Here is a 24464-nt window from a genome sequence, read left to right as displayed (position 1 = left end):
GGTGCTCCCTAGTACTTCAGCAGGTTGGTGTCGTCGACCGAGGCCGAGCGCCGGGTGCGGAAGATCGCCATGATGATCGCGAGCCCCACCACGACCTCGGCGGCGGCGACGACCATCACGAAGAACGCCATCACCTGGCCGTCCAGCGACCCGTTGATCCGGGCGAACGTGACCAGGGACAGGTTCGCCGCGTTCAGCATCAGCTCGATGCACATGAACACGACGATCGCGTTGCGGCGCACCAGCACCCCGACCGCGCCGATGGCGAACAGCAGCGCGGACAGGAGCAGGTAGTACGTCGGGGTCATTCCTTCTCCCCTTCAGACTTGCCGACCAGAGCGTGGGCGTCCGGACCTTCGTCGGTCCCGGCGACCTGCTTCCGTTCGGTTTCCAGCTGCGCGGCCGAAGTCGACTCGATGATCTCCGAAAGCGACTCCCTGGCGATCGAGCCGTCGGGCAGCAGCGCCGGGGTGGCGACCGAGTTGGCCGTGGCGAACACACCCGGGCCGGGCAGCGGCGAAGGCCGGTCGTGCTTGCCGGTGAACCGGTCGACGACGAGTTCCTTCTGGTTCTTCTTGCCGCCCTTGGCGTGCCGGTCGGTGAACGCCAGCACCATCGCGCCGAGCGCGGCGGTGATCAGCAGCGCCGAGGTGAGCTCGAACGGGAACAGGTACTTGGTGAAGATGAGCCGTCCCAGCCCGCCGGGGCCGCCGCCGTCGAGGTTCGCCGGATCACGCGGCAGCGCCGGGGTGACGTTGGCCAGCGCGCGGGCGAGACCCGCGGCGAGCAGGCCGCCGACGCCGATGCCGAGCAGGGTCGCCATGACCCGCTGCCCGCGCAGCACTTCGACGACCGAGTCGGAACTCTCCCGGCCGACCAGCATCAGCACGAACAGGAACAGCATCATGATCGCGCCGGTGTAGACGATGATCTGCGTGAAGCCGAGGAAAGGCGCCTGCTGGATCATGTACAGCGCGCCGAGGCACAGCATCGTGAGGACCAGCCACAGCGCCGAGTGCACGGCGTTGCGGGAGAAGATCATGCCGAGCCCGCCGAGCAGCGCGAGCGGGCCGAGCACCCAGAACGCGATGGTCTCGCCGGTGGTGATCCCGGCCGAAACGTCCGTCTGCGCGAGGAAAGCCGTGATCACTGGACCGGCTCCTTCGACTCAGCGGGCTTCCGTGCGAGTTCTGGACCGTTGACGTAGTAGTCCTGCTCGTTGTCGCCCAGCCGCATCGGGTGCGGCGGCTGCTCCATGCCGGGCAGCAGCGGCGCGAGGAGGTCTTCCTTGGTGTAGATCAACCGCTGCCGGTCGTCGTCGGCCAGCTCGTAGAAGTTGATCATCGTCAGGGACCGGGTCGGGCAGGCCTCGACGCACAACCCGCAGCCGATGCAGCGCAGGTAGTTGATCTGGTAGTCGGCGCCGTACCGCTCACCGGGCGAGTACCGCGCCTCTTCGGTGTTGTCGCCGCCTTCGACGAAGATCGCGTCCGCCGGGCAGGCCCACGCGCACAGCTCGCAGCCGACGCATTTCTCCAGCCCGTCCGGATGCCGGTTGAGCTGGTGCCTGCCGTGATACCGCGGAGCCGCGGGGGCGCCCGCCTCCGGGTACTCCTCGGTGGCGACCTTCTTGAACATCATGCCGAAGGTGACACCGAAACCCTTGATGGGATCAAACATCCCCATCGCCGGCCTCCCTTCCACTGGAAACCGCCGCGGGCTTGCGCTTGGCAGCCCGGGCTTCGGCCTTCGCGAGGGCCTTCTGACGCGGGGTCTTCTCCGGGACCTGCAGGTCGAGCGGCGGCACGGGGAACCCGCCGCCGGTCACCGGGACGTAGTCGTCTTCCGGGACCTTCTTGTCCGGCAGCAGCAGGCTCAGGATGACGACGACGAGGATGAGCGCGCCGCCGCCGATGAGGATCTGCGGGGTGGACAGGCCACCCGAGTTCTTGATCGCGCGGACCGTGACGATCACGACGATCCAGACCAGGTTGACCGGCACCAGGACCTTCCAGCCCAGGCGCATGAACTGGTCGTACCGCAGCCGCGGCAGCGTGCCGCGCAGCCAGATGAAGCCGAACAGCAGGATGAACAGCTTGGCGGTGAACCAGATCAGCGGGAGCCAGCCCTGGTTCAGCGCGTGGTCCGCGCCGACGAACGGGAACTTCCAGCCACCGAGGAACAACGTGGTCGCGAACGCCGAGACGATCACCATGTTGACGTACTCGGCGAGGAAGAACATCGCGAACTTCATCGAGCTGTACTCGGTGTGGAACCCGCCGACCAGCTCGGATTCGGCCTCGGGGAGGTCGAACGGCGCGCGGTTGGTCTCACCGACCATGGAGATCAGGTAGATCACGAAACTCGGCAGCAGCAGGTAGAAGTACCAGCCGGTCTGCTGGGAGTCGACGATCGCCGAGGTGGACATCGAGCCCGAGTAGAGGATCACGCCGACGATCGAAAGACCCATCGCGATCTCGTAGGAGATCACCTGAGCCGCGCTTCGCAGCCCGCCGAGCAGCGGGTACGGCGAGCCGGACGACCAGCCCGCCAGCACGAGGCCGTACACCCCGATCGAGGAGCAGGCCAGGATCACCAGCACGCCGACCGGCAGGTCGACCAGCTGGAGCACGGTCCGCTCACCGAAGATCGAGACGACCGGCCCGAACGGGATCGCCGCCAGCGCGATCAGCGCCGGCACCGCGGAGATCACCGGCGCGAGGAAGTACACCTTGCGGTCGGCGGTGTCCGGGATGATCTGTTCCTTGAACGGCAGCTTGATCGCGTCCGCGAGGGACTGCAGGTAGCCGCCGGGCCCGACCCGGTTGGGGCCGGGACGGTTCTGCATCCGGCCGACGGCCTTGCGCTCCCAGACGATCAGGAAGATCGTCAGGATCGGGCCGATCAGCAGGATGACGACCGTCTTGAGCAGGACCAGCCACAACGGGTCGTCCGCCAGCAGCGCCGCCCGCTCGGCGGCGTCCGGCATCTGGCTGAGCAACGGAGTCACTTCTCACCTCCGGTGAGGGTGACGGCCGAGCCGTGGCCCGCGCAGAGAGAGGCGCGGACGGCCGAGCCGTCGGAGTTGCCCGGGAGCCACACGACGCCGTCCGGCAGGTCGGCGACCTCGATCGGCAACGTGATGGAACCGCGTTCGGTGGAGACCTTGACGCTGCCGCCCAGGCCTTCGGCGGTCTTCGCCGAGAGCTTGGCGACGACCTCGCGCTGGGTGCCCTTGAGGTGCGGCTCGCCGTCCTGCAGCGAACCGTTGTCGATCAGCTGGCGCCAGGTGGCGAGGAGGACCTGCCCGTTCTTGGGCTCGGCGCGTGCAATGAACGGTCCGTTACTTGCAAATTCCGCAAGGAACGCCCCGTTCCTAGCAGGCAGCTTGGCCAGATCGGCGGCGGAAGCGGCCGGGGTCTGGGTGAACAGGTCCGCGTCCATCTCGACGGCGAGGGTGTCGAGCACCCGGCAGTCCGGCAAGGCACCGGTGCCTTCGAGGGTGACGGCGAACTCGCGACGGCGGCCTTCCCAGTTCAGGTAGCTGCCCGCCTTCTCGACCGCCGGGGCGATCGGGAGGACGACGTCCGCGTGCTCGGTGACCCCGCTGTGCCGCAGTTCCAGGCTCACCACGAACTTCGCGTTCTCGAGCGCGCGACGGGCCAGGTCCGGATCCGGCAGGTCGTCCGGGTCGACACCGCCGACGAGCAGGCCGTCGATGTCCTGACCCGAAGCGGCCTTGAGGATGGCGGTGGTGTCGCGGCCTTCCGTGGCGGGAAGTGTGACGCCCCAAGCCTTTTCGACCTCGGCGCGAGCCTCGGCGTCGGCGACCGGGCGGCCGCCGGGCAGCAGCGTCGGCGCCGCGCCCGCCGCCAGGGCACCGCGTTCACCCGCGCGACGCGGGATCCACGCGAGCCGGGCGCCGGTGCGCTCCACCAGCCGGTGCAGGGCCGAGAAGAGACCCGGGACCTCGGCGGCACGCTCGCCGACGAGAATCACGGCCCCTTCGGCGGCCAGCGCCTGGTCGACGTCCTGCGCGTGCTGCGCGATGCCGTCGATCGCGGCGGCCTCGGAGCCCGGAGCGCAAGCCAGGAGTTCGCCGAAGGTCTTGCGGACCGACGAGGTGGTCCACTGTCCCAAGTGGACGACGCGGGTGCGGTTCTTGCGGGCCGCCTTGCGCAGCCGCAGGAACACGATCGGCGCTTCGTCCTCCGGCTCGAACGCGACGCACAGCACCGTGCGCGCCCGCTCGATCTCGCCGAAGGTGACTCCGCTTTCCGGCGTCGTCCCGACCACGTGCGACGCGAGGAAGCCCAGCTCCTCGGCCGAATGCGGGCGGGCGCGGAAGTCGATGTCGTTGGTGCCCAAGGCGATCCGCGCGAACTTCGAGTACGCGTAGGCGTCCTCGACGGTCAGACGGCCACCGGTCAGCACCGCGGCGCCCTTGCCGTCGCGCGCCTTGGCCAGCCCTTCGGCGGCCGCGCGCAGCGCGTCGGTCCAGGAAGCCTCTTCGAGCACGCCGTCGGCGTTGCGGACCAGCGGGCGCCGGATGCGGTCGTCCGCGGTCGAGTAACGGAACGCGAAGCGGCCCTTGTCGCAGAGCCACTCTTCGTTGACCTCGGGGTCGTCGCCCGCGAGCTTCCGCATGACCTTGCCGCGGCGGAAGTCGGTCCGCTCGGCGCAGCCGGACGAGCAGTGCTCGCACACGCTCGGCGAGGACACCAGGTCGAACGGCCGCGAACGGAACCGATACGCGGCCGACGTCAGCGCGCCGACCGGGCAGATCTGGATGACGTTGCCGGAGAAGTACGACTGGAACGGCTGGCCCGACGTCGTGCGCGAGGCCAGGTCCAGCACGTCCGCGGTCTCGGCGGTGCCGATCTGCTGGTGGGCGCCGCGTTCGAGGAGCTCGATGAACGGGTCGCCGGCGATCTCGCGGGAGAACCGGGTGCAGCGCTGGCAGAGCACGCAACGCTCCCGGTCCAGCAGCACCTGCGAGGAGATCGGCAGCGGCTTCGCGAAGGTCCGCTTCTGGTCGACGAAGCGGGAATCCGCGCGGCCGTGCGCGAGCGCCTGGTTCTGCAGCGGGCATTCGCCGCCCTTGTCACAGATCGGGCAGTCCAGCGGGTGGTTGATGAGCAGCAGCTCCATCACACCTTGCTGGGCCTTGTCCGCGACGGCCGAGGTCAGCTGGGTCTTCACGACCATGCCGTCGGCGACCGTCATGGTGCACGAGGCCTGCGGCTTCGGCATCGGGCGGCCACCCATTTCGACCTCGACCAGGCACTGGCGGCAGGCGCCCGCCGGGTCGAGCAGCGGGTGGTCGCAGAAGCGCGGGATGACCGTGCCGAGCCGTTCGGCGGTGCGGATCAGCAGCTCGCCCTTGGGCGCGATGACCTCTTCACCGTCGATGACCAGCTTGACGTGGCCCTCGGGGACCGGAGTGTCCTCTGTGGACGTCCCGGGCTTGTCGGGTGCGATCGTCATGCCTGCGCCCCCACCAATTCGCGCTTGTTTGCTTGACACAAAGCCAGGAATTCATCCCGGAAGTACTTGATACCGCTCTGGATCGGCGAGACCGCGCCGTCGCCGAGGGCGCAGAACGAGCGGCCGAGGATGTTGTCGCAGACGTCGAGCAGGGTGTCGATGTCCTCCTCGGTGCCCTTGCCCTCGACCATGCGCTCCAGGATCTGCGCCAGCCAGTACGTGCCCTCACGGCACGGCGTGCACTTGCCGCAGGACTCGTGCTCGTAGAACTGCGTCCACTTCATCACGGCCCACGGCACGGAAACGGTCTCGTTGAAGACCTGCACGGCCGTCGTGCCCAGCATCGACCCGGCTTCCGCCGCGCCTTCGAAGTCCAGCGGAACATCGAGGTGCTCGGCGGTGAACATCGGCGTGGACGAACCACCCGGCGTCCAGAACTTCAACGGGATGCCGTCCTTCATGCCGCCCGCCATGTCCAGTAGTTCGCGCAGCGTGGTGCCGAGCGGGCATTCGTACTGGCCGGGCTTCTCGACGTGGCCGGAGATCGAGTAGATCTTCGGGCCGGGCGACTTCTCGCGGCCCATCTCGCGGAACCAGCTCGAACCGCCGTTGACGATGTACGGCGCGCTGGCGATGGTCTCGACGTTGTTCACCGTGGTCGGCGCGGCGTAGAGGCCCGCGGCGGCCGGGAACGGCGGCTTGAGCCGCGGCTGGCCGCGACGGCCTTCCAGCGAGTCCAGCAGCGCCGTCTCCTCGCCGCAGATGTACGCCCCGGCGCCCGCGTGCACGGTGATGTCGAGGTCGAATCCGGAGTCGAGGATGTTCTTGCCGAGGTAGCCCGCTTCGTACGCCTCGCGCACGGCAGCGTTCAAGCGGCGGATGCAGTGCAGCGCCTCGCCGCGGACGTAGATGAAGCAGTGGTGCGAACGCATCGCGTACGAGGCGATGATGCAGCCCTCGATCAGCGAGTGCGGGTCCGCCATCATCAGCGGGATGTCCTTGCAGGTACCCGGCTCGCCCTCGTCGGCGTTGATGACGAGGTAGTGCGGCTTGTCCTCGTTCGGCGGCATGAAGGACCACTTGATGCCGGCCGGGAAGCCCGCGCCGCCACGGCCGCGGAGGCCGGAGTCCTTGACCAGCTGGACGATCTGCTCGGGAGTGGCCTTGAGCGCCTTGCGGATCGCGGTGTAGCCCTCGAGGGCTTCGTAGGACTGGATCGTCCAGGAGTTGGGCGAAAGCCAGCGCTTCGTGAGGACCGGGGTGATGGGATCGGCCATTACTTCTTCTCCACTTCGGGGAGCGGAACGTCCTTCATGGCGGGAGCCGTCCAGCCGCGATCCTGCGCGACCTGCGCGCCCCGCAGGGTTTCGACGGCCTGCGAAGGACCGTCGACGTCCGTGCGGTACTGCTGCGCGTCCTCCGGGAAGAACCCGGCGAGCTGCAGTTCGGCACCCTTGAAGTTCGTCAGCGGCGCGCCGCGCGTCGGGGCCGGCTTCTTGCCCGCCTGCAACGCGTCGACCAGCGCGACGGCCTTGTCCTCGGTCTGGTTGTCGAAGTACTCGTAGTTGACCTGGATGACCGGGGCGAGGTCACAGGCCGCGAGACATTCGGCGTGCTCCAGCGTGATCGAGCCGGGCTCGTTCGGCGTGCCCGCGGTCTCGTTGTGCCCCAACGGCTTCTCTTCGGAGCCGAGATGCGTCTGGAGCTTCTTGTAGATCGCGTCGCCGCCCATGGCCGCGCACAGCGTGTTCGTGCAGACGCTCACCAGGTGCTCGCCGCACGGGCGGCGCTTGTACATGGTGTAGAACGTCGCGACCGCGCTGACCTCGGCGTCGGAGAGGTCCAGGTTCTGCGCGCAGAAGGCGATGCCCTCCTGGCTCACGTAACCCTGCACCGACTGCACCAGGTGCAGCATCGGCAGCAGCGCCGACCTCGACTGCGGGTACCGCGCGATCAGGTTCTGCGCCTTGGCGTACGTGTCGGCGTCGAAGATGTCTTCGAGCTTCGCGTTCTCCAGGATCCCTTCCGCCTCGGCGGGATCCGGCGCGATCGCGATCACGTCGACGTCGCCACCGGCGGCGATGTGGGTCTGCTCGGCCAGGCTGGTGCCGGGCTCGGGCGTCGGTGTCGTTTCGGGCTGGGTGCTCAACGGTCCACTCCCCCCATGACGGGGTCGATCGAGGCGATGGCGGCGATCACGTCCGCCACCAAGCCGCCTTCGGCCATCGCGGGCATCGACTGCAGGTTCACGAAGCTCGGTTCGCGCACGTGGACCCGCAGCGGCCTGGTGCCGCCGTCGGAGACCAGGTGCACGCCGAGTTCACCGCGCGGCGACTCCACGGAGGTGTAGGTCTGGCCCGGCGGGACCTTGAAGCCCTCGGTGACCAGCTTGAAGTGATGGATCAGCGACTCCATCGACTGGCCCATGATCTTGCGGACGTGCTCGAGCGAGTTGCCCATGCCGTCGCTGCCGATCGAGAGCTGCGCCGGCCAGGCGACCTTCTTGTCCTCGACCATGACCGGACCCGGCTCGAGCTTCTTCAGGCACTGCTTGATGATCCGCAGGCTCTGGTGCATCTCCTCGACACGCAGCAGGTAGCGCGCCCAGCAGTCCGCCTCGGTGGAGGTCGGGATGTCGAACTCGAACTCCTCGTAGCGGGAGTACGGCTCGGTCTTGCGCATGTCCCACGGGAGACCCGCGCTGCGCAGCACCGGGCCGGTGACACCGAGCGCGAGGCACGCGTCGACCGGCAGGTACCCGACGCCCTTGAGCCGGTTGCGCCAGATCGGCTGACCGGTGAAGAGCTTGTCGTACAAGGGAAGCCGCTCGTCCATCGTCTTGACGAACTGGCTGACCACCTCGTGGTAGTCGGCGGGCATGTCCTGCGCGAGCCCACCGGGGCGGATGAACGCGTGGTTCATCCGAAGGCCGGTGAGGTGCTCCAGCAGGTGCAGGACCTCTTCGCGCTCACGGAAACCGAGCGTCATCGCCGTGGTGGCACCGAGTTCCATCCCGCCGGTGGCGATGTAGACCAGGTGCGAGCCGATGCGGTTGATCTCCAGCAGCATCACGCGCAGCAGTTCGGCGCGGCGCGGGGCCTGGATGCCGAGCAGCTTCTCGACGCCGAGGCAGTACGCCATCTCGGTCGAGAGCGGGGCGAGGTAGTCCATGCGCGTCACGAAGGTGACGCCCTGGGTCCACGTGCGGTACTCGCAGTTCTTCTCGATCCCGGTGTGCAGGTAGCCGATGACCGAGCGGAGCTGGGTGACGGTCTCGCCCTCCATCTCCAGCACGAGCCGGAGCACGCCGTGCGTCGATGGGTGCTGCGGGCCCATGTTGATGACCATGCGCTCGTCGTGGCGGGAGTCCTCGATGAGGTCTTCCCAGTCACCGCCGGAGACGGTGTAGACGCGGCCTTCGGTGGTCTCGCGGGAGTCGGCGTACTCGACGCTGTCGCTGCCCTCGGGCGAAGTGTCGGTGCCCGTGGTGACGTCTGAGAGGTGTTCGGTGCTCACGAGTACGACCTCCGCTGGTCCGGCGGCGGGATCTCCGCGCCCTTGTATTCGACCGGGATCCCGCCGAGCGGGTAGTCCTTGCGCTGGGGGTGACCGTCCCAGTCGTCCGGCATGAGGATGCGGGTCAGCGCCGGGTGACCGTCGTAGACGATGCCGAACATGTCCCAGGCCTCCCGCTCCTGCCAGTCGGCCGTCGGGTAGACCCCGACCAGCGACGGGACGTGCGGGTCTTCGATGTCGAGGGTGACTTCGAGCCGGATGCGGCGGCGGTAGGTCATCGACGTGAAGTGGTACACCGAGTGGAGCCGCTGCGGCACGTCGACGCCGTAGTCGACGCCGGACACCGAGCTGAGCAGTTCGAAGCGGAGACCGGCGTCGTCGCGCAGGACCTTGGCGATCTCGACGAGGTGCTCGCGGGAGACGTAGAAGGTGATCTCGCCGCGGTCGACGGTCGTCTGCTGGATCGCGTTCGCCGGGATCTTGTTGTCCGCCAAGGCCGCGTAGAACTCGTCGGCGAACTCGTCGAACCAGCCGCCGTACGGGCGCTCCGCCGGGGGCGGGCTGTACGCGGGGAGGCGGACGCCGCCGTAACCGGAGGTGTCACCGGTGCCGCGGACGCCGAACATGCCCTGGCGCTCTTTACCGGTGACGACCGGCTCGGCCGGACGGGTGCCCTGCGGTTCGAGGCCGCCTGCGGGCCGTTCGGCGCTGGACTGCTCGCCGCCGGTTTCCGGGGTTTCGGGGGAGTTTTCTTCGGGCACGTCGCTCACTTCTTCGCGTACTTGATCGAGGAGGCGATCAGCTCGGTGCGCTCACCGCTGGCGGCGCGGATCGCGGCCCGGCGGGCGTTGATCGGCTCGTCCTGGATCTTGGCGTGCAGCTTCAGGATCGCGTCGAGCAGCATCTCGGGGCGCGGCGGGCAGCCGGGGAGGTACATGTCGACCGGGACGATGTGGTCGACGCCCTGCACCACGGCGTAGTTGTTGAACATGCCGCCGGACGAGGCGCAGACGCCCATCGCCAGCACCCACTTGGGCTCGGCCATCTGGTCGTAGATCTGGCGGAGCACCGGCGCCATCTTCTGCGTGACGCGGCCGGCGACGATCATCAGATCGGCCTGGCGCGGCGTCGCGCTGAAGCGCTCCATGCCGAAGCGCGCGATGTCGTAGCGGGAACCGCCGACGGTCATCATCTCGATCGCACAGCAGGCGAGACCGAAGGTGGCGGGCCACATGGAGTTCTTGCGGGCCCAGTTCACCAGGCCTTCGAGACTGGCCAGGAGGATGCCGTTGGGGAGTTTTTCTTCGAGGCCCATGCTTCTCTAGTTCCAATCCAGGCCGCCGCGACGCCACACGTAGGCGTACGCGAAACCGACCGTCGCGATGAACAGCACGATCTCCACCAGGCCGAACATGCCCAGCGCGTCCGCGGAGACCGCGAACGGGTAGAGGAAGACCATCTCGATGTCGAACAGGATGAACAGCATCGCGGTGATGTAGTACGCGACCGGCATCCGGCCGCCGCCGACGACCGGCTGCGGCGACGGTTCGATACCGCATTCGTAGGCCGCGAGCTTCGCCTTGTTGGCCCGGCTCGGGCCGACGAGCGGGCCGAGCAGCACCGAAAGCACCGCGAACGCGAGAGCGAGGACGAACAGGAGGACCAGGGGGAGGTACATGTCCAGGTTGGGCACCTTCGAGGTGTCCGCCTGGGCCAGCACGGGCAACATCAGCACGGGGTTTTCGCCATCCTTTCCGCGCCGCTGCGGTTTTCGAGTCGGGGTTCACCGCTTCCCTCGGTCGGCACCCTAAGTCACCTGGGTCACACCGCCGAGGGTTAGGCAACCCTTACGGGCCGTGCATGACGGCCTCCTTGCTTGTGAAATAGTTCACAAGCCTCCCGTCGAGGATGTGAAGCGATTCACAAAGCATGGGGCGAGTGTAGGACGTGACTCACATTCTTGTCCCTAGGCCCCGTGCTATAAGGCTGCCCTAACTTGACCGCACGGCCAGTACGGTTACTTCCGGCGTGCGGTACCGGTGACCTGCGACGTCGTTCTCAAGATCGGCTTCAGGGGGCTGTTTGACCGCATTTGTCCTGTGACCGATACCACTGCGCGGAGTACCCGTGACTGGTCCAGACGTGTGGGGCGGCGCAGGTGGGAGCCGGGGTGAGGCGTGGGGCCAGCGGGCATCAGTGGCGATTCGGTGTTCGGTTACCTGCTGACAGTCTTGCGTGACTGGCTGGACGACGCACGTGATCCAAGGGACGACACGCGTGCCTGAGCGGACGTCTCGCAGCTGGGCCTTCACCGAGGGCATGTCGTCCATCTGGTCACGTGTGTCGTCCGTCGGATCACAGGTGCCGTCCGCTCAATCACGTGAAACCACCGTCTCGGTACAGGTGGTCGTGAGTGGCGATTCGGGTTCTAACCCGAATCGCCACTCACGACCACCGCGCCCCAGGCCGCACCGCCGCCTCGCCCCTCCCGAAGCGAGTGAAGGCCCCCTTCACGCGGCTGAGCCGAGGGAAGGGGCCCTTCACCGCGTGAGATGCGGCGAAGGGCCCCTTCAGCCCAGCGTCAGCGCGGAGAGGGAGTCGCCCGCGCCAGAGCAGCGATGAGACGGTCGACGCCGTCCCCGCCCTTGGCGTCGTAGCAACCCGAAAGTCCCTTGTAGACCAACGGAAGGATCGAGTTGATCCGGAGGCCGTACTTCGTCGCGGCGTGCATGACCTTCGGCTTCCCGATCAGCTTCGCGAACACGTTGCCGAGCCGGTAGTAGCCGCCCATCAGCTCCGCGACGGCGCGCGGGTAGCCCTCCAGCGCCCGCTCGCGCGAAGGTCCTTCGCGCCGCGCCAGCGCCTGCACGACGAACTCCGACGCCAGCTGCGCGGACTCCATCGCGGCCGAGATGCCCTCGCCGTTGAACGGGCTGACCATGCCACCCGCGTCGCCGAGCAGCAGCAGGCCGTCGCGGTAGTGCGGGGTGCGGTTGAAGCCCATCGGGAGACCGGCGCCGCCGACCTTGCCGATGGCGTTCTCCTCGCGGTAGCCCCATTCCTCGGGGGTCCCGTCGAGCCACTGGCGCAGCAGCGCGCGGTAGTCGGTGCTGCGGAACGCGGCCGACGTCGACAGCATGCCGAGGCCGACGTTCACCGTGCCGTCGCCCAGCGGGAACGCCCAGCCGTAGCCGGGCAGCAGCTTCGGGTCGCGCGGGTCCGAGCGGTCCCACAGCTCCAGGTGCCCCTCGATGAACGGGTCGTCGTGACGCGGGCTCTTGTAGTACTGCCGCACCGCGACGCCCATCGGGCGCTTCTCGTTCTTCTGGATGCCGACGCTCAGCGCGAGCCGCGCGGAGACGCCGTCGCAGGCCAGCACCAGCGGAGCGCGGTAGCTCACCGGCGTCTTCTCCGGGCCGACCTTCGCCTCGACGCCGATCACGCGGCCGGTCGGGCTGGTCACCGCACCGGTGACGGTGGTGCGCTCGTAGAGCCGCGCGCCTGCCTTCACCGCGGTCTTCGCGAGCAGGTCGTCGAAGTCCTGGCGGGTCCGCGAAACGCCGTACGGCGGGTAGCTCGTGAGGTCCGGCCAGTCCAGTTCCAGCGTGAGCTCGCCGGTGAGGATCCGCAGGCCGCGGCTGTGCACCCAGCCCGCGTCCTCACTGGTGTCGATCCCCAGGTCGATGAGCTGCTTGACGCCGCGCGGGGTCAGGCCGTCGCCGCACACCTTCTCGCGCGGGAACTCGGTCTTCTCCAGCAGCAGCACGTCGACGCCCGCGCGGGCGAGGTACGTGGCGGCGGTGGACCCGGCCGGACCGGCACCGACGACGATGACCTCGGCGTCGTGGTCAGGGTTGCGACGTGTCATGCCTATGAATTTACAGTCGGCTTTTTGGCGCGGTGGATGGCGACGACGCCGAACGTGAGGTTCAGCCACTCCACCTCGGTCCACCCGGCGCTCGCGATGATCTCGCCCAGCGTCCGCTGATCCGGCCACGCCAGCATGGATTCGGCCAGGTAGGAGTAGGCCTCGGGGTTCGACGAGGTCCTGGCGCCGACCCAGGTGAGCAGCTTCGCGATGAACTTCCGGTGCAGGAAGCGGATCGGCGGGAATGTGGGCGTCGACACCTCGCAGATCACCAGTCGGCCGCCCGGTTTGACCACCCGCGCGATCTCGGTGAGCGCGGCCTTGGTGTCGACGAAGTTCCGCAGCGCGAGCGAGATGGTCACCGCGTCGAAGCTGCCGTCGGCGAACGGCAGCTTCATCGCGTCGGCGGCCACCATCGGGACGCCGCGATGCTTGCCCGCCTTGAGCATGCCGACCGAGAAGTCCGCCGCGAGACACCACGCGCCGTTGCGCGCGTACTCGACGGTGGACACGCCGGTGCCCGCCGCGAGGTCCAGCACCTTCTCGCCGCGTTTGGCGTCCAGCACCCGGCCGGTGATGGTGCGCCAGCGGCGGTCGAAGCCGAAGGTCATGAACGAATTCGCGCGGTCGTAGCCGTCCGCGACGTCGTCGAACATGGCGGCGACTTCGTGCGGATCCTTGTCAAGACTCGCTCGGGACATACCCGAACACTAACCCCGAGGCCCTGAGACAGGTCACCCAAGCGGGAGCAAAGCGACAGCCCGTAGGTTCACCTGGCCCGGTGAAGCAACGCCGGGGCACGGTGCGCACCGGCCCCGCGACCTCGCCGGCGAGGATCCTCCGCTCCAGCAACCGCAGTTCCGGCCCCGGTTCGAGGCCGAGCTGATCGACCGAGATCCGGCGCGCACGCCGGTACGCCGCCAGCGCGTCGGATGTGCGGCCGGCTCGCCACAGGGCGTCCATCAGGAGGTACTGGGCACGCTGCCGCAAGGGGTGCCGGCGCACCAGATCGGCCAGCTCGACGGCCGCGCTCGCGTGCCGCCCGAGGTCGAGTTCCGCCTGGTAGAGCTCTTCGAGCAGGACCAGGCGGTGCTCCGAGAGCCGCATCGTCTCGTCCGAGAGCAGGGGGACGTCGAGGCCTTCGTAGGGCGCGCCGTGCCAGTGCGTGAGGGCCTGCCGGATCAGCGAGGCCCGCTGCGCCGGGTCCGTGGCCTTCAACGCCTGGCCCGCCAGCGTCTCGAAGGTCTCGACGTCGAGTTCGCCGGGGTGGACCTCCAGCCGGTAGCCGCCGTTGTCGAAGACGAGCCGGTCGCCCTCGGGCAAGGCCTGCCGCAGCTTGTGGACGTGCCAGTGCAGCTTCGGCACCGCCCGCGGCTCCCACTTGCTGTCCCACAGCGCCTCGGTGAGCACGTTCACCGGGACGAAGGTGTTCGCCCGGACCAGCAGCACGCCGAGGAGCGTTCTCCGCATCCGGCCGTGCAGCGGGACCGACCCCGAACCGGAAGAGATGCTGAACGTTCCCAGTACTTCGAACCTCACGTGCCGTCCTCTCGCTCGATGGCGTGAGGGGACGATGAATGCCGGTTGTACAAAGAAGATACAAAGTGATCAAGTGTGCGCGGAGAGCATTCCCCGTACCGCCCGCGGCCAGGCGAATTCCTCCGCGCGAGCCCGCGCGGCCGCACGCCGCGCGTCTTCCGGGCTCTCCAGCAGCCCGGTGACCGCACCCGCGAACGCGGGCGCGCGATCGTCGACGGCCTCGCCGCAGCCGGGCCGCACGATCTCCCGCAGCGCCGACGACGCCGAGACCACCACCGGCGTGCCCGAAGCGAGCGCCTCCAGCGCCGCGAGTCCGAACGTCTCGTGTGGACCGGGTGCGAGGGAGACGTCGGCGCTGGCCAGCAACCGGGCGACGTCGCCGCGTCCGGAGAGGAAGCCGAGGAAGGTCACCGGAAGGCCGCGTGCCCGCCGTTCCAGCGCCCGTCGGCGGGGCCCGTCGCCCGCGATGACGAGCCGTACGCGGTGCCCCGCCTCGGTGAGCTCGGCGACGGTGTCCACACTGCGCTCGACGTGCTTCTCCGGCGACAGTCGTCCACAGTGGACGATCAGCGCGTCGGCGTTCCCGGTCAGCGTGTGCCGCCAGCCGTCGTCGCGCCGGGCCGGGGCGAAGGTCGTGAGGTCGACGCCGAGCGGCACGCGCCGCACGTTCGGCGCGGCGATCCGGTCGAACTCCGCGCGGGCGAACGCCGTCGTGCAGACCACCGTGTCGTAGTGCCGCGCCATCCGCCGGTTCGCGACGTCCGCGACGCGCCGCGCGACGGGTTCGGGCATCAGGAACTGCTCCAGCAGCCGGTCGAGGCGCTCGTGCGAGATCACCATGCTGGGCACGCCGTTGCGCCGCGCCCAGACACCCATACCGCGCAGGGTGAGCCTGTCGGACACTTCGAGCCTGTCCGGCTCCAGGCGTTTCAGCACCGCGCGCACCCGATGCGGATCGACCGCGCGATAGCCGCCCGTACCGGGAATCTGTGGCGCGGGAAGGGAAAACCGGCGTACGCCCGAGGGCAGCGTCTCATCCGCGTAGCGCTGCCCGGGCACCACGAGGGTCACCTGATGACCGCTGGCCACGTACCCGGCGCCGAGATGGTGCAGCGCCGTCCGCAGGCCGCCCGAGCGTGGTCCGTAGAAGTTGGCCAGCTGGACGATGTGCATCTTTACGCCGCGCGAGCGATCTTGCCCTGGACGGCCTCGTAGTGGCCGACCAGTTCGTGGCACACCGCGGGCCAGGTCCGGCCCAGTACGACCTTGCGCGCCTTCTCCCCCAGCCTGGCCCGGAGCGCTTCGTCGCGCAGGTCGTTCACCTTGTCCACCAGCGCCGTCGCGAACCCGGCCCGGTCGGCGGGGAGCAGATAGCCGGTGCGGCCGGGCAGGACCAGATCCTTCGGCCCGCCCGCGTCCGGCGCGAGCACGGGGAGCCCGGACGCCATCGCCTCCTGGATGGCCTGACAGAACGTCTCGTGCGGTCCTGTGTGGACGAAGACGTCGAGGCTCGCGTACGCGGCGGAAAGCTCCTCGCCGTAGCGGGCGCCGAGGAACGCCGCGCCCGGGATGCGTTCGCGCAACATCGGCAGCTCAGGCCCGTCACCGACGACGACCACGCGGATCCCGTCGACCCCGGCGAGCGCGGTCAGCCGCTCGACCTCCTTCTCGGGTGCGAGTCTGCCGACGAAACCGACCAGCAGTTCGCCGTTGGGCGCCAGCTCGGCACGCAACGCGGGATCGGCGTGGACCGGCGAGAACCGCTCGATGTCGACGCCGCGCGCCCAGCGGTGCACCCGCGGGATCCCGTGCAGTTTCAGCTGTTCCACCGAATCCGTCGACGGCGCGAGCGTGCGGTCGGCCCGTGAGTGCAGGCGGCGCACCCAGCGCCAGGCGGCACGGGCGGCGATGCCGAAGCCGTACGCGGCGGCGAATCCAGCGATGTCGGTCTGGTACACCGCGACACACGGCACCCGCAGCCGCCTGGCCGCGGCGAGCCCTCGGGCGCCGACCACGAACGGCGACGCCAGATGCACCACGTCGGGCCCGAAATCGGCCAGCGCGGTGAGCACCGTCCTGGTCGGCACGCCGACCGGGAGGGAGTTCACGCCGGGGAAGTCGAGGGCGGGAATGCGCACGACCGGGGCGCCGAGGTACTCGACGGGACCCGGCCCCGGGGCGATGATCAGCACGTCGTGCGCGCGGTCGCGGAGGTGTTCCACGACGCGGAGCACGGAGTTGGTCACGCCGTTCACCTGGGGCAGGAAACTTTCGGTGACTATCGCGACTCGCACGCGGTCACTGTCGCATCCGGTTGTGACGGCCACGCCAACAAAAACGGAACAGACGACATGTCATCTCAAGGTCGTGTTCCGTAAACCAGACTCGGCCACACTAGGCAGGCATGACCCTCCTGTCGTCTAGGCCGCCTCAGCCCGTCGAGCCCGGGCTGGTGTCGAGGGCCCTCGAAGTGGCCGGGCGGCTGGCCAACGACGCGACCGACGTGATCACCGCGACCGCCGGCCGGGGCGCCCAGCCCGATCCGAAGGACTCACCCTTCGACTGGGTCACCGACACCGACCGGATCCTCGAACGCCACACCCGCCGCGTGCTGACCGCGGAATTCCCCGGTATCCCCGTCGTCGGCGGTGAATTCGGCGCCGACCACGGTGCCGACGTCGCGGAGTACCGCTGGGTGGTCGACCCGGTCGACGGCACCGCGAACTACGTCGCCGGTGTGCCGTGGTGCGCGTACAGCCTCGCCCTGATCGACGCCTCGGGACCGGTGGTGGGCGTGGTCGCGGACCCGTACCGCGCCCAGATCTACGCCGCCGCGCGCGGCCGCGGCGCCCGGGCGAACGGCAAGCCGATCACGCTGACCGACCGGTGCGGCACCGCCGGGGCGATCGTCTGCACCGAGCTCACGCGCAAGGGCGTCTGGCCGGGGATGGGCCAGTTCATCGAACGGGCCGCCGCCGCGCACGCCGGGGTCCGGGTGCTTGGCTCGGCGGCGCTGGCCATCGCGCAGGTCGCGCTGGGGCACGCCGCCGCGGCGGTGCTGCACAGCTACCGCGAATGGGACGTCGCCGGCTCGGTCGCGCTGGCCATCGAGGCTGGGGCCGTCGTGCTGGACCGGCACGGCGAGGACACCGCCCTGCCCGTCGACGCCCTCCTGGTCGCTGCCCCCGGCGTCGCCGACGAGGTCCTGGGTTGGTGGCGGGAGTCGGTCGGCTGAGTTCCGCCCCCAATCACGCGAGTTACGCCTCTGATCACGCGTGTCGTCCCTTCAATCACGCGAGTTCGCGGTTTCCGCACGTCAAGCCCGCGTGCCGCATCGGACGACACGCGTGATCAGACGGACGACACGCGTGCTTGGGGGCGCGACTCGCGTGATTGAAGGCGCAACTCGCGTGATCAGGCGGCGGACTCGGCGAGAGAGCGCCGGTAGGCCAGCCGTTGCCGCCGGATCCACCACAGCAGCGGACCGGCGATCAGCCAGGTGAAGAAGATCATGCTGCCCAGCGGCAGCAGGGTGTTCGCCGCCGAGCGCCCGGCCACCCGCGCGAGTTCCGGGTCGCCGACGTCGTACTCGATGTTCACCAGCTGCCCGGCGGCCAGTCCGGACGGGTAGAGCACGCCGTTGGCGGGGCTGTGGATGATGCCGTCGGGGGTGGCGTAGTTGATGATCGTGCGGTCGAAGGCCACCGACTCGACCTGGGCCGTGGCCTGCCCGAGCTCCGCTTCGATCGCGCTGTCGTTGCGGATGGCGGCGAACAGCAGCGAGACGCCGAGCACGGTGACGAGTGAGGCGACAACGAGGGCGGCATACCACCCGATGCGCCTCACCCGCTCCGTTTTGGCCGTCACGCCGCGAGCGTATCGCTACCCGTCAGTGGGCGTGTCGCGCGGCGAGGAATTCGTGCGTCGCCTTGATCTGCGGGTAGGACTTCGGTGCGACCGGGGCCACAGCGGCCCGGAAAGCCTGCGCACCGTTCGGGCCCACCGCGGGCTTGCCCTTGGTGTACAGCCACGTCTGGAACAGGTCGTACAGCGGTTTGCCCGAGATCTTCTCCGCCAGTGCGATGAACTCCGGGATCACCGCCGACTTGGCCTTCTTCACCTGCTGCCAGGTCTGCAGGATCCGGAAGAACGTGTCGTCGCCCACGGTCTTGCGCAACGCGTGCACGGCGAGCGCGCCGCGGTCGTACACGGCGGCGTCGAACTGGTTCTCCGCACCCGGGTCGGCGGGCAGGACCTGCCAGAACGGGTCCTCGGCCGGCACCGAGTCGTAGATGTACTGCGCGAGTTCGTCGGCGGTGCCCTCGCCGGTCTCCTCCGACCACAGGAACTCGCCGTAGGAGGCGAAGCCCTCGTTCAGCCAGATGTCGCTCCACTTGCCGAGCGTGACGCTGTCGCCGAACCACTGGTGCGCCTGCTCGTGCGCGACGATCGAGGTGTTGGAGCCGGACCGGAACGCCCTGGCGCCGTAGACCGGCCGCGTCTGGTTCTCCAGCGCGAAGGTGATGCCGGTGGTGACGACACCGCCCTGCGCCTCGAACGGGTAGGGCCCGAACTTCGAGGCGAGGAATTCGGTGATCTCCGGTGTCCGCTCGATGCTGGCCTTGGCCGCGCCGAGCGATTCGCCGAGGTCGGCGCCGTACGCGGTGATGAACGGCTGACCGTCCGGCGTGGTCTGCTGGTTCACCTCGAACTTGCCGACCTCCAGCGAGGTGAGGTACGTCGCCTGCGGTTTGGTGCTGCGCCAGTTCCAGCGCGTCCAGCCGGGCCGCTGCACCGTCTTGCGCACGAGCGTGCCGTTCGACAGCGCCGCGACGTCGTTCGGGACCTCGACCGAGATGTCGTAGGTGGCCAGATCGGTCGGGTGGTCGTTGGACGGGAACCACCAGGCCGCGCTCTGCGGCTCGTCGACGGCGAGCGCGCCGTCCGGGGTCTTCTTCCACGCGGTGAACCCGTCGATCTTCACCTTCGACGGCGTGTCCGCGTAGGCGACGACAACGGTGGCCGTCTGGCCCTTCTTCAGCGGAGCCGACGGCGTGACGGTCAGCTCGCCGGTGCCGTCGGTCGACGTCGCGAACTTCGCGGGCCGGTTGTTCACGCGGACGCTCGACACCTTCAGGCCGAAGTCGAGGTTGAACGCCGAGAGGTCCTGCGTCGCGGTGAGCAGGATCGTCGTGGCCCCGGACAGCAGGTCGGTCGCGGGCTGGTAGGTCAGCCGCAGGTCGTAGTGCCCGACGTCGTAGCCGCCGTTACCGGCGTGCGGGTAGTACGGGTCGCCGATGCCGATCGAGCCGGGCGCGGGTGCGGCCGCCGCGGAACCGGCGAGCAGCACCGAGACGACGCCCGCGGTCAATCCGGCGAAGCCGGCGCGAGTCTTCAAGCGCATTGCGAATCCTCCCAGGATTTGTCAGCGCGCTCGAACGTAGCCAGCCGATCATGCTCCAGACACGTCCAAAGGAGGGGTTCCTAACCCCTGGACTGAGATCAAAAACGGCTAGACAGCCCGCACCGCGGAGGAAACCGCCGTACGGAGGCGCGCGTGCAGCTCGCGGTGCCGCGTTCGGTCCACGCGGACCTCCACCACCCGCAGCCCCGGCGCGGGCTTGAGCGCCTCGCGGAACTCGGTGAGCGTCTCGGCGACGACGTGCGGCACGCGGTAACCGGCGCACAGCGCGCCCAGATCGGCCCCGTGCGGCGTCCCGAAGACGCGCTCGAAACCGGCGTTGTGCTCCGGCGCCCCCTGCTCCAGCAGGGAGAAGATGCCGCCGCCGTCGTCGTTGAGCACCACGATCGTCAGGTCGGGACGCTGTTCGGCGGGCCCGGTCAGCAGACCGCTCGCGTCGTGCAGGAACGTCAGATCGCCGAGCAGGGCGTACGAATGTCCCCTGTGGACGGTCGCGGCGCCGATCGCGGTCGAGACCATGCCGTCGATCCCGGCGACGCCGCGGTTGCGGTGCACGAGGACGTCGGGCCGCAGCCGTCCGGCGAGCGCGACGTCACGCGTCGGGTTGGACGAGCCGACGACCAGCAGGGACCCTTCCGGAACCGCGTCGACGAGTTCGGTCGCCAGGCGCAGCCCGCTCGGCCACGGTTCCGCGGCCAGCGCTTCGGTCACCGCCGCCGACGCCGCCTTGTCCGCGCGCTGCCAGCTCGCCAGCCATTCCGGGTCGGCCGGTTTGGACGGCTCGTCGAACCACTGGCCGACCTGGCGGACGTTGTGCGCGGGCGCGGGCCAGTCCGAATCGGGCCGGACCAGCAGCACCTCGACGTCCGGATCGGACAGCACCCGCTGGACTTGCCGGAACACCGTCGGGCGGCCGATGCAGAGGACCTGTTCGGGCTTGTGCCGCGAGATGAACTCCTCGACACCGAGCAGCCACGCGCCGGACGAGATCGCCGTCGCGCCGGCCATCCCGATGCCGCCGGTCTCGGAGACGACCGGCCAGCCGTGCAGTTCGGCCCATTCGCTGGCCGCCTGCACACCGGTGTCGCACGCGATGACCAGGCCGGACCGGGCCGAGGGCACCACGAACGAGGGAAGCGCGCCGAAGTCGGGCAGCTCGGTCCAGCGAGCGCCGTCGGGACGCCCTTCGAGTGACTCGTACCACTCTCCGTCATCATCGACGTCCGGCACGAGCGGCTCCCGGAACGGGATGTTCAGGTGCACGGGCCCGCAGCGCCATTCGCCGTACGCGGCGTTCCAGGCGCGGCAGATCTGGCCGCGCCAGTACGAGTTCTGCCCGGCACGGCGTTCGGCGACGGCGAGCTCGTCGAAGTAGCGGATGGCGTTGCCGTAGAGCTGGTGCTGGTCGATGACCTGGCTCGCGCCGGCGGCCCGCATCTCGGGCGGGCGGTCGGCGGTCAGCACGATCAGCGGGACCCCCGCGCGATCGGCCTCCAGCACGGCGGGGTGGAAGTTCGCGGCCGCGGTGCCCGAGGTGCACAGCACGGCGACGGGGCGGCCGGTGCGCGCGGCGATGCCGAGGGCGAGGAAGGCGGCGCCGCGTTCGTCGATGCGGACGTGCAACTGGAGGCGTCCGGCGGCCGCCGCGTCGTACAGCGCGATCGACAGTGGGGCGTTGCGTGAGCCCGGGCAGAGGACGACGTGCGAGACGGTGTTGCGGACGAGTTCGTCGACGATGACCCTGGCCTGCGCGGTGGAAGGATTCACCGGCAGACCTCGGGTTTCACACTACGACTCACGGCCACACGTCCTATTCTCCCAAACGTGGATGACGCCCAGGTTTCCGAGCTGTTCGACCCGGCCTTGTGGACCGAGGTCGAAGGTTTCGACTTCACCGACATCACCTATCACCGCTCCTCTGAGAGCCGCTCAGGCAAACGTGTCGTACGTGTCGCGTTCGACCGTCCCGAGGTCCGCAACGCCTTCCGCCCGCACACCGTCGACGAGCTGTACCGCGCGCTCGACCACGCGCGGATGAGCTCGGACGTCGGCTGCGTCCTGCTCACCGGCAACGGCCCGTCGCCGAAGGACGGCGGCTGGGCGTTCTGCTCCGGTGGTGACCAGCGTATTCGCGGACGCTCCGGGTATCAGTACGCGGACGGGGAGACCTCCGACACGATCGATCCGGCCAGGGCAGGCAGGCTGCACATTCTCGAGGTCCAGCGGCTGATCAGGTTCATGCCGAAGGTGGTCATCGCCGTGGTCCCGGGGTGGGCGGCCGGCGGCGGGCATTCGCTGCACGTGGTGTGCGACCTCACGCTGGCTTCGGCCGAGCACGCGCGGTTCAAGCAGACCGACGCCGACGTCGGCTCCTTCGACGGCGGCTACGGCTCGGCGTATCTGGCCAAGCAGGTCGGGCAGAAGTTCGCGCGGGAGATCTTCTTCCTCGGGCGCGAGTACACGGCCGAGCAGATGCAGGCGATGGGCGCGGTCAACTCCGCCGTCCCGCACGCGAAGCTCGAGGCCGAGGCGCTGGACTGGGCGTGGGCGATCAACGGCAAGTCGCCGACGGCGCAGCGGATGCTCAAGTACGCGTTCAACCTCACCGACGACGGCCTGGTCGGCCAGCAGCTGTTCGCCGGCGAGACCACCCGGCTCGCGTACATGCAGGACGAGGCCGTCGAAGGCCGCGACTCCTTCCTGGAGAAGCGCTCCCCCGACTGGTCGGCGTTCCCCTACTACTACTGACCCCTTTTCGGCCCGGCGAAAAGGCCTGGAACAGGGCATTCGGCGGCGCTTACGTTCCCCCTCGAAAGAGAAACCCGACTCGTTCGAGGGGGAACGACCATGAAGAAATCTCTACGGAGAGCGGCGCTGACGCTGCCGGGCATCATTGCGGCGGGGCTGCTGGGTGCCGGCGGGACGGCGCCCGCGCAGGCCGACCCGATCCAGCCCCTGAGCTGCAACCACGGTCACACGAACAAGGACAGCGGCGAAGGGCGTGCGAAGCAGCGGATGCGCTACCGCACCGGCCCGCACACCAGCTGCTCCGCGTACGGCTGGGTCGACGGCGGCACGCTGATCTACTACCACTGCTACACGCGTGGTGAGGACATCAACGGCACCGACTCCTGGACCTGGGGACGGATCGCGGGCACCCAGAAGCAGGGCTGGTTCTCCGACTACTACCTCAGCGACGGTGGCGCCCTGACTCCGTGCTGAGCCGGGGTGCCCTTCGGCATTAGCCTGGCGGGATGCGTGCGGTAGGGGTGGACGGGAGTCCGGAGTCGATCGTCGAGCTGACCGCGGCACTGGCCGGGGCGCTCGACGGCGGCTCCGCCGTCCTCCCCTACTCGTCCGAGGCCCTGCGGGACGCGATGGAGCCGGCGCGCCCGGCCGAGCCCGAGACCGCGGTGATCATCGCCACCTCCGGGTCGACCGGCGAACCCAAGGGTGTGCTGCTGTCGGCGTCGGCGCTGACCGCGTCTGCTCGCGCCACCCACAAGCGGCTCGGCGGGCCGGGGCACTGGTTGCTCGCGACCCCGGCGCAGTACGTCGGCGGGCTGCAGGTGCTGGTCCGCTCGCTGCTGGCCGGGACGACGCCCGCCGTCCTGCACGGCTCCGGTTTCCGGCCGGACGCCTTCGCCGAAGCGGCCGCGCCGCTGCTGTCCCTGGACGGCCCGCGCTACACCGCGCTCGTGCCGACTCAGCTCGGGCGGTTGCTCGACGCGGGCGGCCCGGGGCTCGCGGCGGCCCGCGCGTTCGACGCGATCATCGTCGGCGCCGCGGCGACCACCGCCGGACTCCGCGAGCGCGCGGCCGAAGCCGGCGTGAAGATCGTGCCCGCGTACGGCATGAGCGAGACCGCGAGCGGCTGCGTCTACGACGGCGTACCGCTGGACGGAGTACACGTCGACCTCGAAGACGAGCGGGTCTGTATCACGGGTGACGTCCTCGCGCACGGCTACCGGCTGCGACCCGGCCTGACCGCGGAGGCCTTCGAGGGCGGCCGGTTCCGCACGTCCGACCGTGGCCGGTGGACGGCCGACGGGCGGTTGGAGATCCTCGGGCGGATCGACGACATGATCAACACCGGCGGGGTGAAGGTGGCCGCCGCGGCCGTCGAGCGGATCTTGACCGCGCAGCCCGGGATCCGGGACGCGTGCGTGGTCGGAGTACCCGACCCCGAGTGGGGTGAAGCCGTCGTCGCGCTCGTCGTCGGCGCTGGTTGCGACGTCGAATCGCTGCGTGCCGCGTGCCGTGAGGAGGCCGGTGCGGCGGCCGCTCCGAAGCGGGTCGAGTTCGCCGAAGAACTCCCTCTGCGCGGCCCAGGGAAGGTCGACAGGACGGCCGTCAGGAATCTCCTACGAAGGTCGTGAATTCCCCACCGATTACCGGGACGTTGTTGACACGATCATTACCCGCGGGTTTACGTCTACATATGACGCGCTGGACACGCACAGTATTGGCCTGCACCGCCGTCACGATGGGACTGGTCGCTTTGGCCGGGCCCGCGCTGGCGGACGAACCGGAGACCGCCGTTCCGAACAGCGGCACGCTCACCTGGACCCTGGAAGACGCGATCGACGACCTGAAGTAGGGCCGCTCGTCACCTGCTCGCGATGGCCGGGC

24 protein-coding genes are annotated in these 24464 nt (G+C 69.3%); 5 read left to right on the top strand and 19 right to left on the bottom strand.

Annotated features, from left to right (window positions below; genetic code table 11):
- Positions 1–8: 8 nt before the first annotated feature.
- The 16 genes from nuoK to AORI_RS43550 all read right to left on the bottom strand — a co-directional run bounded on the left by nuoK (position 9) and on the right by AORI_RS43550 (position 16704).
- Positions 9–308, bottom strand: coding sequence for an NADH-quinone oxidoreductase subunit NuoK (gene nuoK, locus AORI_RS43625; protein WP_005151882.1), 300 nt, complete (start codon positions 306–308; stop codon positions 9–11).
- Complete coding sequence (locus tag AORI_RS43620) at positions 305–1150, bottom strand: NADH-quinone oxidoreductase subunit J (RefSeq protein ID WP_016330968.1); 846 nt, start codon at positions 1148–1150, stop codon at positions 305–307. The genes nuoK and AORI_RS43620 overlap by 4 nt, the downstream gene beginning before the upstream one ends.
- Positions 1147–1686, bottom strand: a complete 540-nt coding sequence (gene nuoI / locus AORI_RS43615) for an NADH-quinone oxidoreductase subunit NuoI (protein WP_016330967.1) — start codon at positions 1684–1686, stop codon at positions 1147–1149. Before nuoI ends, AORI_RS43620 begins: the two co-directional genes overlap by 4 nt.
- Positions 1673–3010 (bottom strand): NADH-quinone oxidoreductase subunit NuoH, encoded by a 1338-nt coding sequence (gene nuoH, locus AORI_RS43610; RefSeq protein ID WP_016330966.1) that lies wholly within the window; start codon positions 3008–3010, stop codon positions 1673–1675. Before nuoH ends, nuoI begins: the two co-directional genes overlap by 14 nt.
- A complete protein-coding gene (locus AORI_RS43605) occupies positions 3007–5487 on the bottom strand; it encodes an NADH-quinone oxidoreductase subunit G (RefSeq protein WP_016330965.1) in 2481 nt (826 codons plus the stop codon). Before AORI_RS43605 ends, nuoH begins: the two co-directional genes overlap by 4 nt.
- Complete coding sequence (gene nuoF / locus AORI_RS43600) at positions 5484–6764, bottom strand: NADH-quinone oxidoreductase subunit NuoF (protein ID WP_016330964.1); 1281 nt, start codon at positions 6762–6764, stop codon at positions 5484–5486. The genes AORI_RS43605 and nuoF overlap by 4 nt, the downstream gene beginning before the upstream one ends.
- A complete protein-coding gene (gene nuoE / locus AORI_RS43595; protein WP_016330963.1) occupies positions 6764–7636 on the bottom strand; it encodes an NADH-quinone oxidoreductase subunit NuoE in 873 nt (290 codons plus the stop codon). Before nuoE ends, nuoF begins: the two co-directional genes overlap by 1 nt.
- A complete protein-coding gene (locus tag AORI_RS43590) occupies positions 7633–9003 on the bottom strand; it encodes an NADH-quinone oxidoreductase subunit D (protein ID WP_016330962.1) in 1371 nt (456 codons plus the stop codon). The genes nuoE and AORI_RS43590 overlap by 4 nt, the downstream gene beginning before the upstream one ends.
- Positions 9000–9764 (bottom strand): NADH-quinone oxidoreductase subunit C, encoded by a 765-nt coding sequence (locus AORI_RS43585; protein ID WP_016330961.1) that lies wholly within the window; start codon positions 9762–9764, stop codon positions 9000–9002. The genes AORI_RS43590 and AORI_RS43585 overlap by 4 nt, the downstream gene beginning before the upstream one ends.
- A gap of 5 nt (positions 9765–9769) precedes the next feature.
- Positions 9770–10318, bottom strand: coding sequence for a NuoB/complex I 20 kDa subunit family protein (locus tag AORI_RS43580; protein ID WP_005151847.1), 549 nt, complete (start codon positions 10316–10318; stop codon positions 9770–9772).
- Between the two features lie 6 nt (positions 10319–10324).
- Positions 10325–10732, bottom strand: coding sequence for an NADH-quinone oxidoreductase subunit A (locus tag AORI_RS43575; RefSeq protein ID WP_037335926.1), 408 nt, complete (start codon positions 10730–10732; stop codon positions 10325–10327).
- 852 nt (positions 10733–11584) lie between these two features.
- Entirely contained in the window at positions 11585–12871 is a 1287-nt protein-coding gene (locus AORI_RS43570; RefSeq protein WP_016330959.1) for a geranylgeranyl reductase family protein, read from the bottom strand.
- 2 nt (positions 12872–12873) lie between these two features.
- Complete coding sequence (locus tag AORI_RS43565) at positions 12874–13572, bottom strand: class I SAM-dependent methyltransferase (protein ID WP_043847871.1); 699 nt, start codon at positions 13570–13572, stop codon at positions 12874–12876.
- Positions 13553–14410: an AfsR/SARP family transcriptional regulator gene (locus AORI_RS82125; protein ID WP_016330957.1), complete on the bottom strand. Its 858-nt coding sequence runs from the start codon at positions 14408–14410 to the stop codon at positions 13553–13555. Before AORI_RS82125 ends, AORI_RS43565 begins: the two co-directional genes overlap by 20 nt.
- A 69-nt stretch (positions 14411–14479) precedes the next feature.
- Positions 14480–15583 (bottom strand): glycosyltransferase family 4 protein, encoded by a 1104-nt coding sequence (locus tag AORI_RS43555; protein WP_016330956.1) that lies wholly within the window; start codon positions 15581–15583, stop codon positions 14480–14482.
- A gap of 2 nt (positions 15584–15585) precedes the next feature.
- A complete protein-coding gene (locus tag AORI_RS43550) occupies positions 15586–16704 on the bottom strand; it encodes a glycosyltransferase family 4 protein (protein WP_199749887.1) in 1119 nt (372 codons plus the stop codon).
- 110 nt (positions 16705–16814) lie between these two features.
- Between AORI_RS43550 and AORI_RS43545 the strand changes: the two genes are divergently transcribed.
- Positions 16815–17645, top strand: coding sequence for an inositol monophosphatase family protein (locus AORI_RS43545; protein WP_043847870.1), 831 nt, complete (start codon positions 16815–16817; stop codon positions 17643–17645).
- Positions 17646–17824: 179 nt separating this feature from the next.
- Here the strand turns inward: AORI_RS43545 and AORI_RS43540 are convergent, their stop codons facing one another.
- From AORI_RS43540 to menD, 3 genes are all read right to left on the bottom strand, one after another.
- The gene (locus tag AORI_RS43540; RefSeq protein ID WP_016330953.1) at positions 17825–18277 is read right to left on the bottom strand and encodes a DUF3592 domain-containing protein; all 453 of its coding nucleotides are present in this window, start codon (positions 18275–18277) and stop codon (positions 17825–17827) included.
- 22 nt (positions 18278–18299) lie between these two features.
- On the bottom strand, positions 18300–19814 hold the full coding sequence (locus AORI_RS43535) for a M1 family metallopeptidase (RefSeq protein WP_016330952.1): 1515 nt from the start codon (positions 19812–19814) through the stop codon (positions 18300–18302).
- Positions 19815–19922: 108 nt separating this feature from the next.
- Complete coding sequence (menD, locus tag AORI_RS43530; RefSeq protein WP_016330951.1) at positions 19923–21599, bottom strand: 2-succinyl-5-enolpyruvyl-6-hydroxy-3-cyclohexene-1-carboxylic-acid synthase; 1677 nt, start codon at positions 21597–21599, stop codon at positions 19923–19925.
- Between the two features lie 57 nt (positions 21600–21656).
- On the opposite strand from menD, the gene AORI_RS43525 reads away from it, so the two are divergent.
- From AORI_RS43525 to AORI_RS83800, 4 genes are all read left to right on the top strand, one after another.
- Positions 21657–22580 (top strand): 1,4-dihydroxy-2-naphthoyl-CoA synthase, encoded by a 924-nt coding sequence (locus AORI_RS43525; RefSeq protein WP_007030899.1) that lies wholly within the window; start codon positions 21657–21659, stop codon positions 22578–22580.
- A 99-nt stretch (positions 22581–22679) separates the two neighbouring features.
- Positions 22680–23054, top strand: a complete 375-nt coding sequence (locus AORI_RS82360; RefSeq protein ID WP_016330950.1) for a hypothetical protein — start codon at positions 22680–22682, stop codon at positions 23052–23054.
- A gap of 32 nt (positions 23055–23086) precedes the next feature.
- A complete protein-coding gene (menE, locus tag AORI_RS43515) occupies positions 23087–24211 on the top strand; it encodes an o-succinylbenzoate--CoA ligase (protein WP_043847869.1) in 1125 nt (374 codons plus the stop codon).
- 62 nt (positions 24212–24273) lie between these two features.
- Positions 24274–24432 (top strand): hypothetical protein, encoded by a 159-nt coding sequence (locus AORI_RS83800; protein ID WP_167337758.1) that lies wholly within the window; start codon positions 24274–24276, stop codon positions 24430–24432.
- Positions 24433–24464: the final 32 nt, after the last annotated feature.

It is taken from the genome of Amycolatopsis keratiniphila (genome assembly GCF_000400635.2).
Classification (GTDB): domain Bacteria; phylum Actinomycetota; class Actinomycetes; order Mycobacteriales; family Pseudonocardiaceae; genus Amycolatopsis; species Amycolatopsis keratiniphila.
The sequence above is the reverse complement of the archived record's forward strand: the minus strand, read 5'-3'. Positions and strand labels throughout refer to the sequence as shown.

What these genes read in the sequence shown, in the direction of transcription:
- nuoK (WP_005151882.1), bottom strand. Translation starts at nt 308, where the DNA reads ATGACCCCGACGTACTACCTGCTCCTGTCCGCGCTGCTGTTCGCCATC.
- nuoI (WP_016330967.1), bottom strand. Translation starts at nt 1,686, where the DNA reads ATGGGGATGTTTGATCCCATCAAGGGTTTCGGTGTCACCTTCGGCATG.
- AORI_RS43605 (WP_016330965.1), bottom strand. Translation starts at nt 5,487, where the DNA reads ATGACGATCGCACCCGACAAGCCCGGGACGTCCACAGAGGACACTCCG.
- nuoF (WP_016330964.1), bottom strand. Translation starts at nt 6,764, where the DNA reads ATGGCCGATCCCATCACCCCGGTCCTCACGAAGCGCTGGCTTTCGCCC.
- AORI_RS43580 (WP_005151847.1), bottom strand. Translation starts at nt 10,318, where the DNA reads ATGGGCCTCGAAGAAAAACTCCCCAACGGCATCCTCCTGGCCAGTCTC.
- AORI_RS43575 (WP_037335926.1), bottom strand. Translation starts at nt 10,732, where the DNA reads ATGTTGCCCGTGCTGGCCCAGGCGGACACCTCGAAGGTGCCCAACCTG.
- AORI_RS43570 (WP_016330959.1), bottom strand. Translation starts at nt 12,871, where the DNA reads ATGACACGTCGCAACCCTGACCACGACGCCGAGGTCATCGTCGTCGGT.
- AORI_RS43565 (WP_043847871.1), bottom strand. Translation starts at nt 13,572, where the DNA reads ATGTCCCGAGCGAGTCTTGACAAGGATCCGCACGAAGTCGCCGCCATG.
- AORI_RS43555 (WP_016330956.1), bottom strand. Translation starts at nt 15,583, where the DNA reads ATGCACATCGTCCAGCTGGCCAACTTCTACGGACCACGCTCGGGCGGC.
- AORI_RS43545 (WP_043847870.1), top strand. Translation starts at nt 16,815, where the DNA reads ATGACCCTCCTGTCGTCTAGGCCGCCTCAGCCCGTCGAGCCCGGGCTG.
- AORI_RS43535 (WP_016330952.1), bottom strand. Translation starts at nt 19,814, where the DNA reads ATGCGCTTGAAGACTCGCGCCGGCTTCGCCGGATTGACCGCGGGCGTC.
- AORI_RS82360 (WP_016330950.1), top strand. Translation starts at nt 22,680, where the DNA reads ATGAAGAAATCTCTACGGAGAGCGGCGCTGACGCTGCCGGGCATCATT.
- menE (WP_043847869.1), top strand. Translation starts at nt 23,087, where the DNA reads ATGCGTGCGGTAGGGGTGGACGGGAGTCCGGAGTCGATCGTCGAGCTG.
- AORI_RS83800 (WP_167337758.1), top strand. Translation starts at nt 24,274, where the DNA reads ATGACGCGCTGGACACGCACAGTATTGGCCTGCACCGCCGTCACGATG.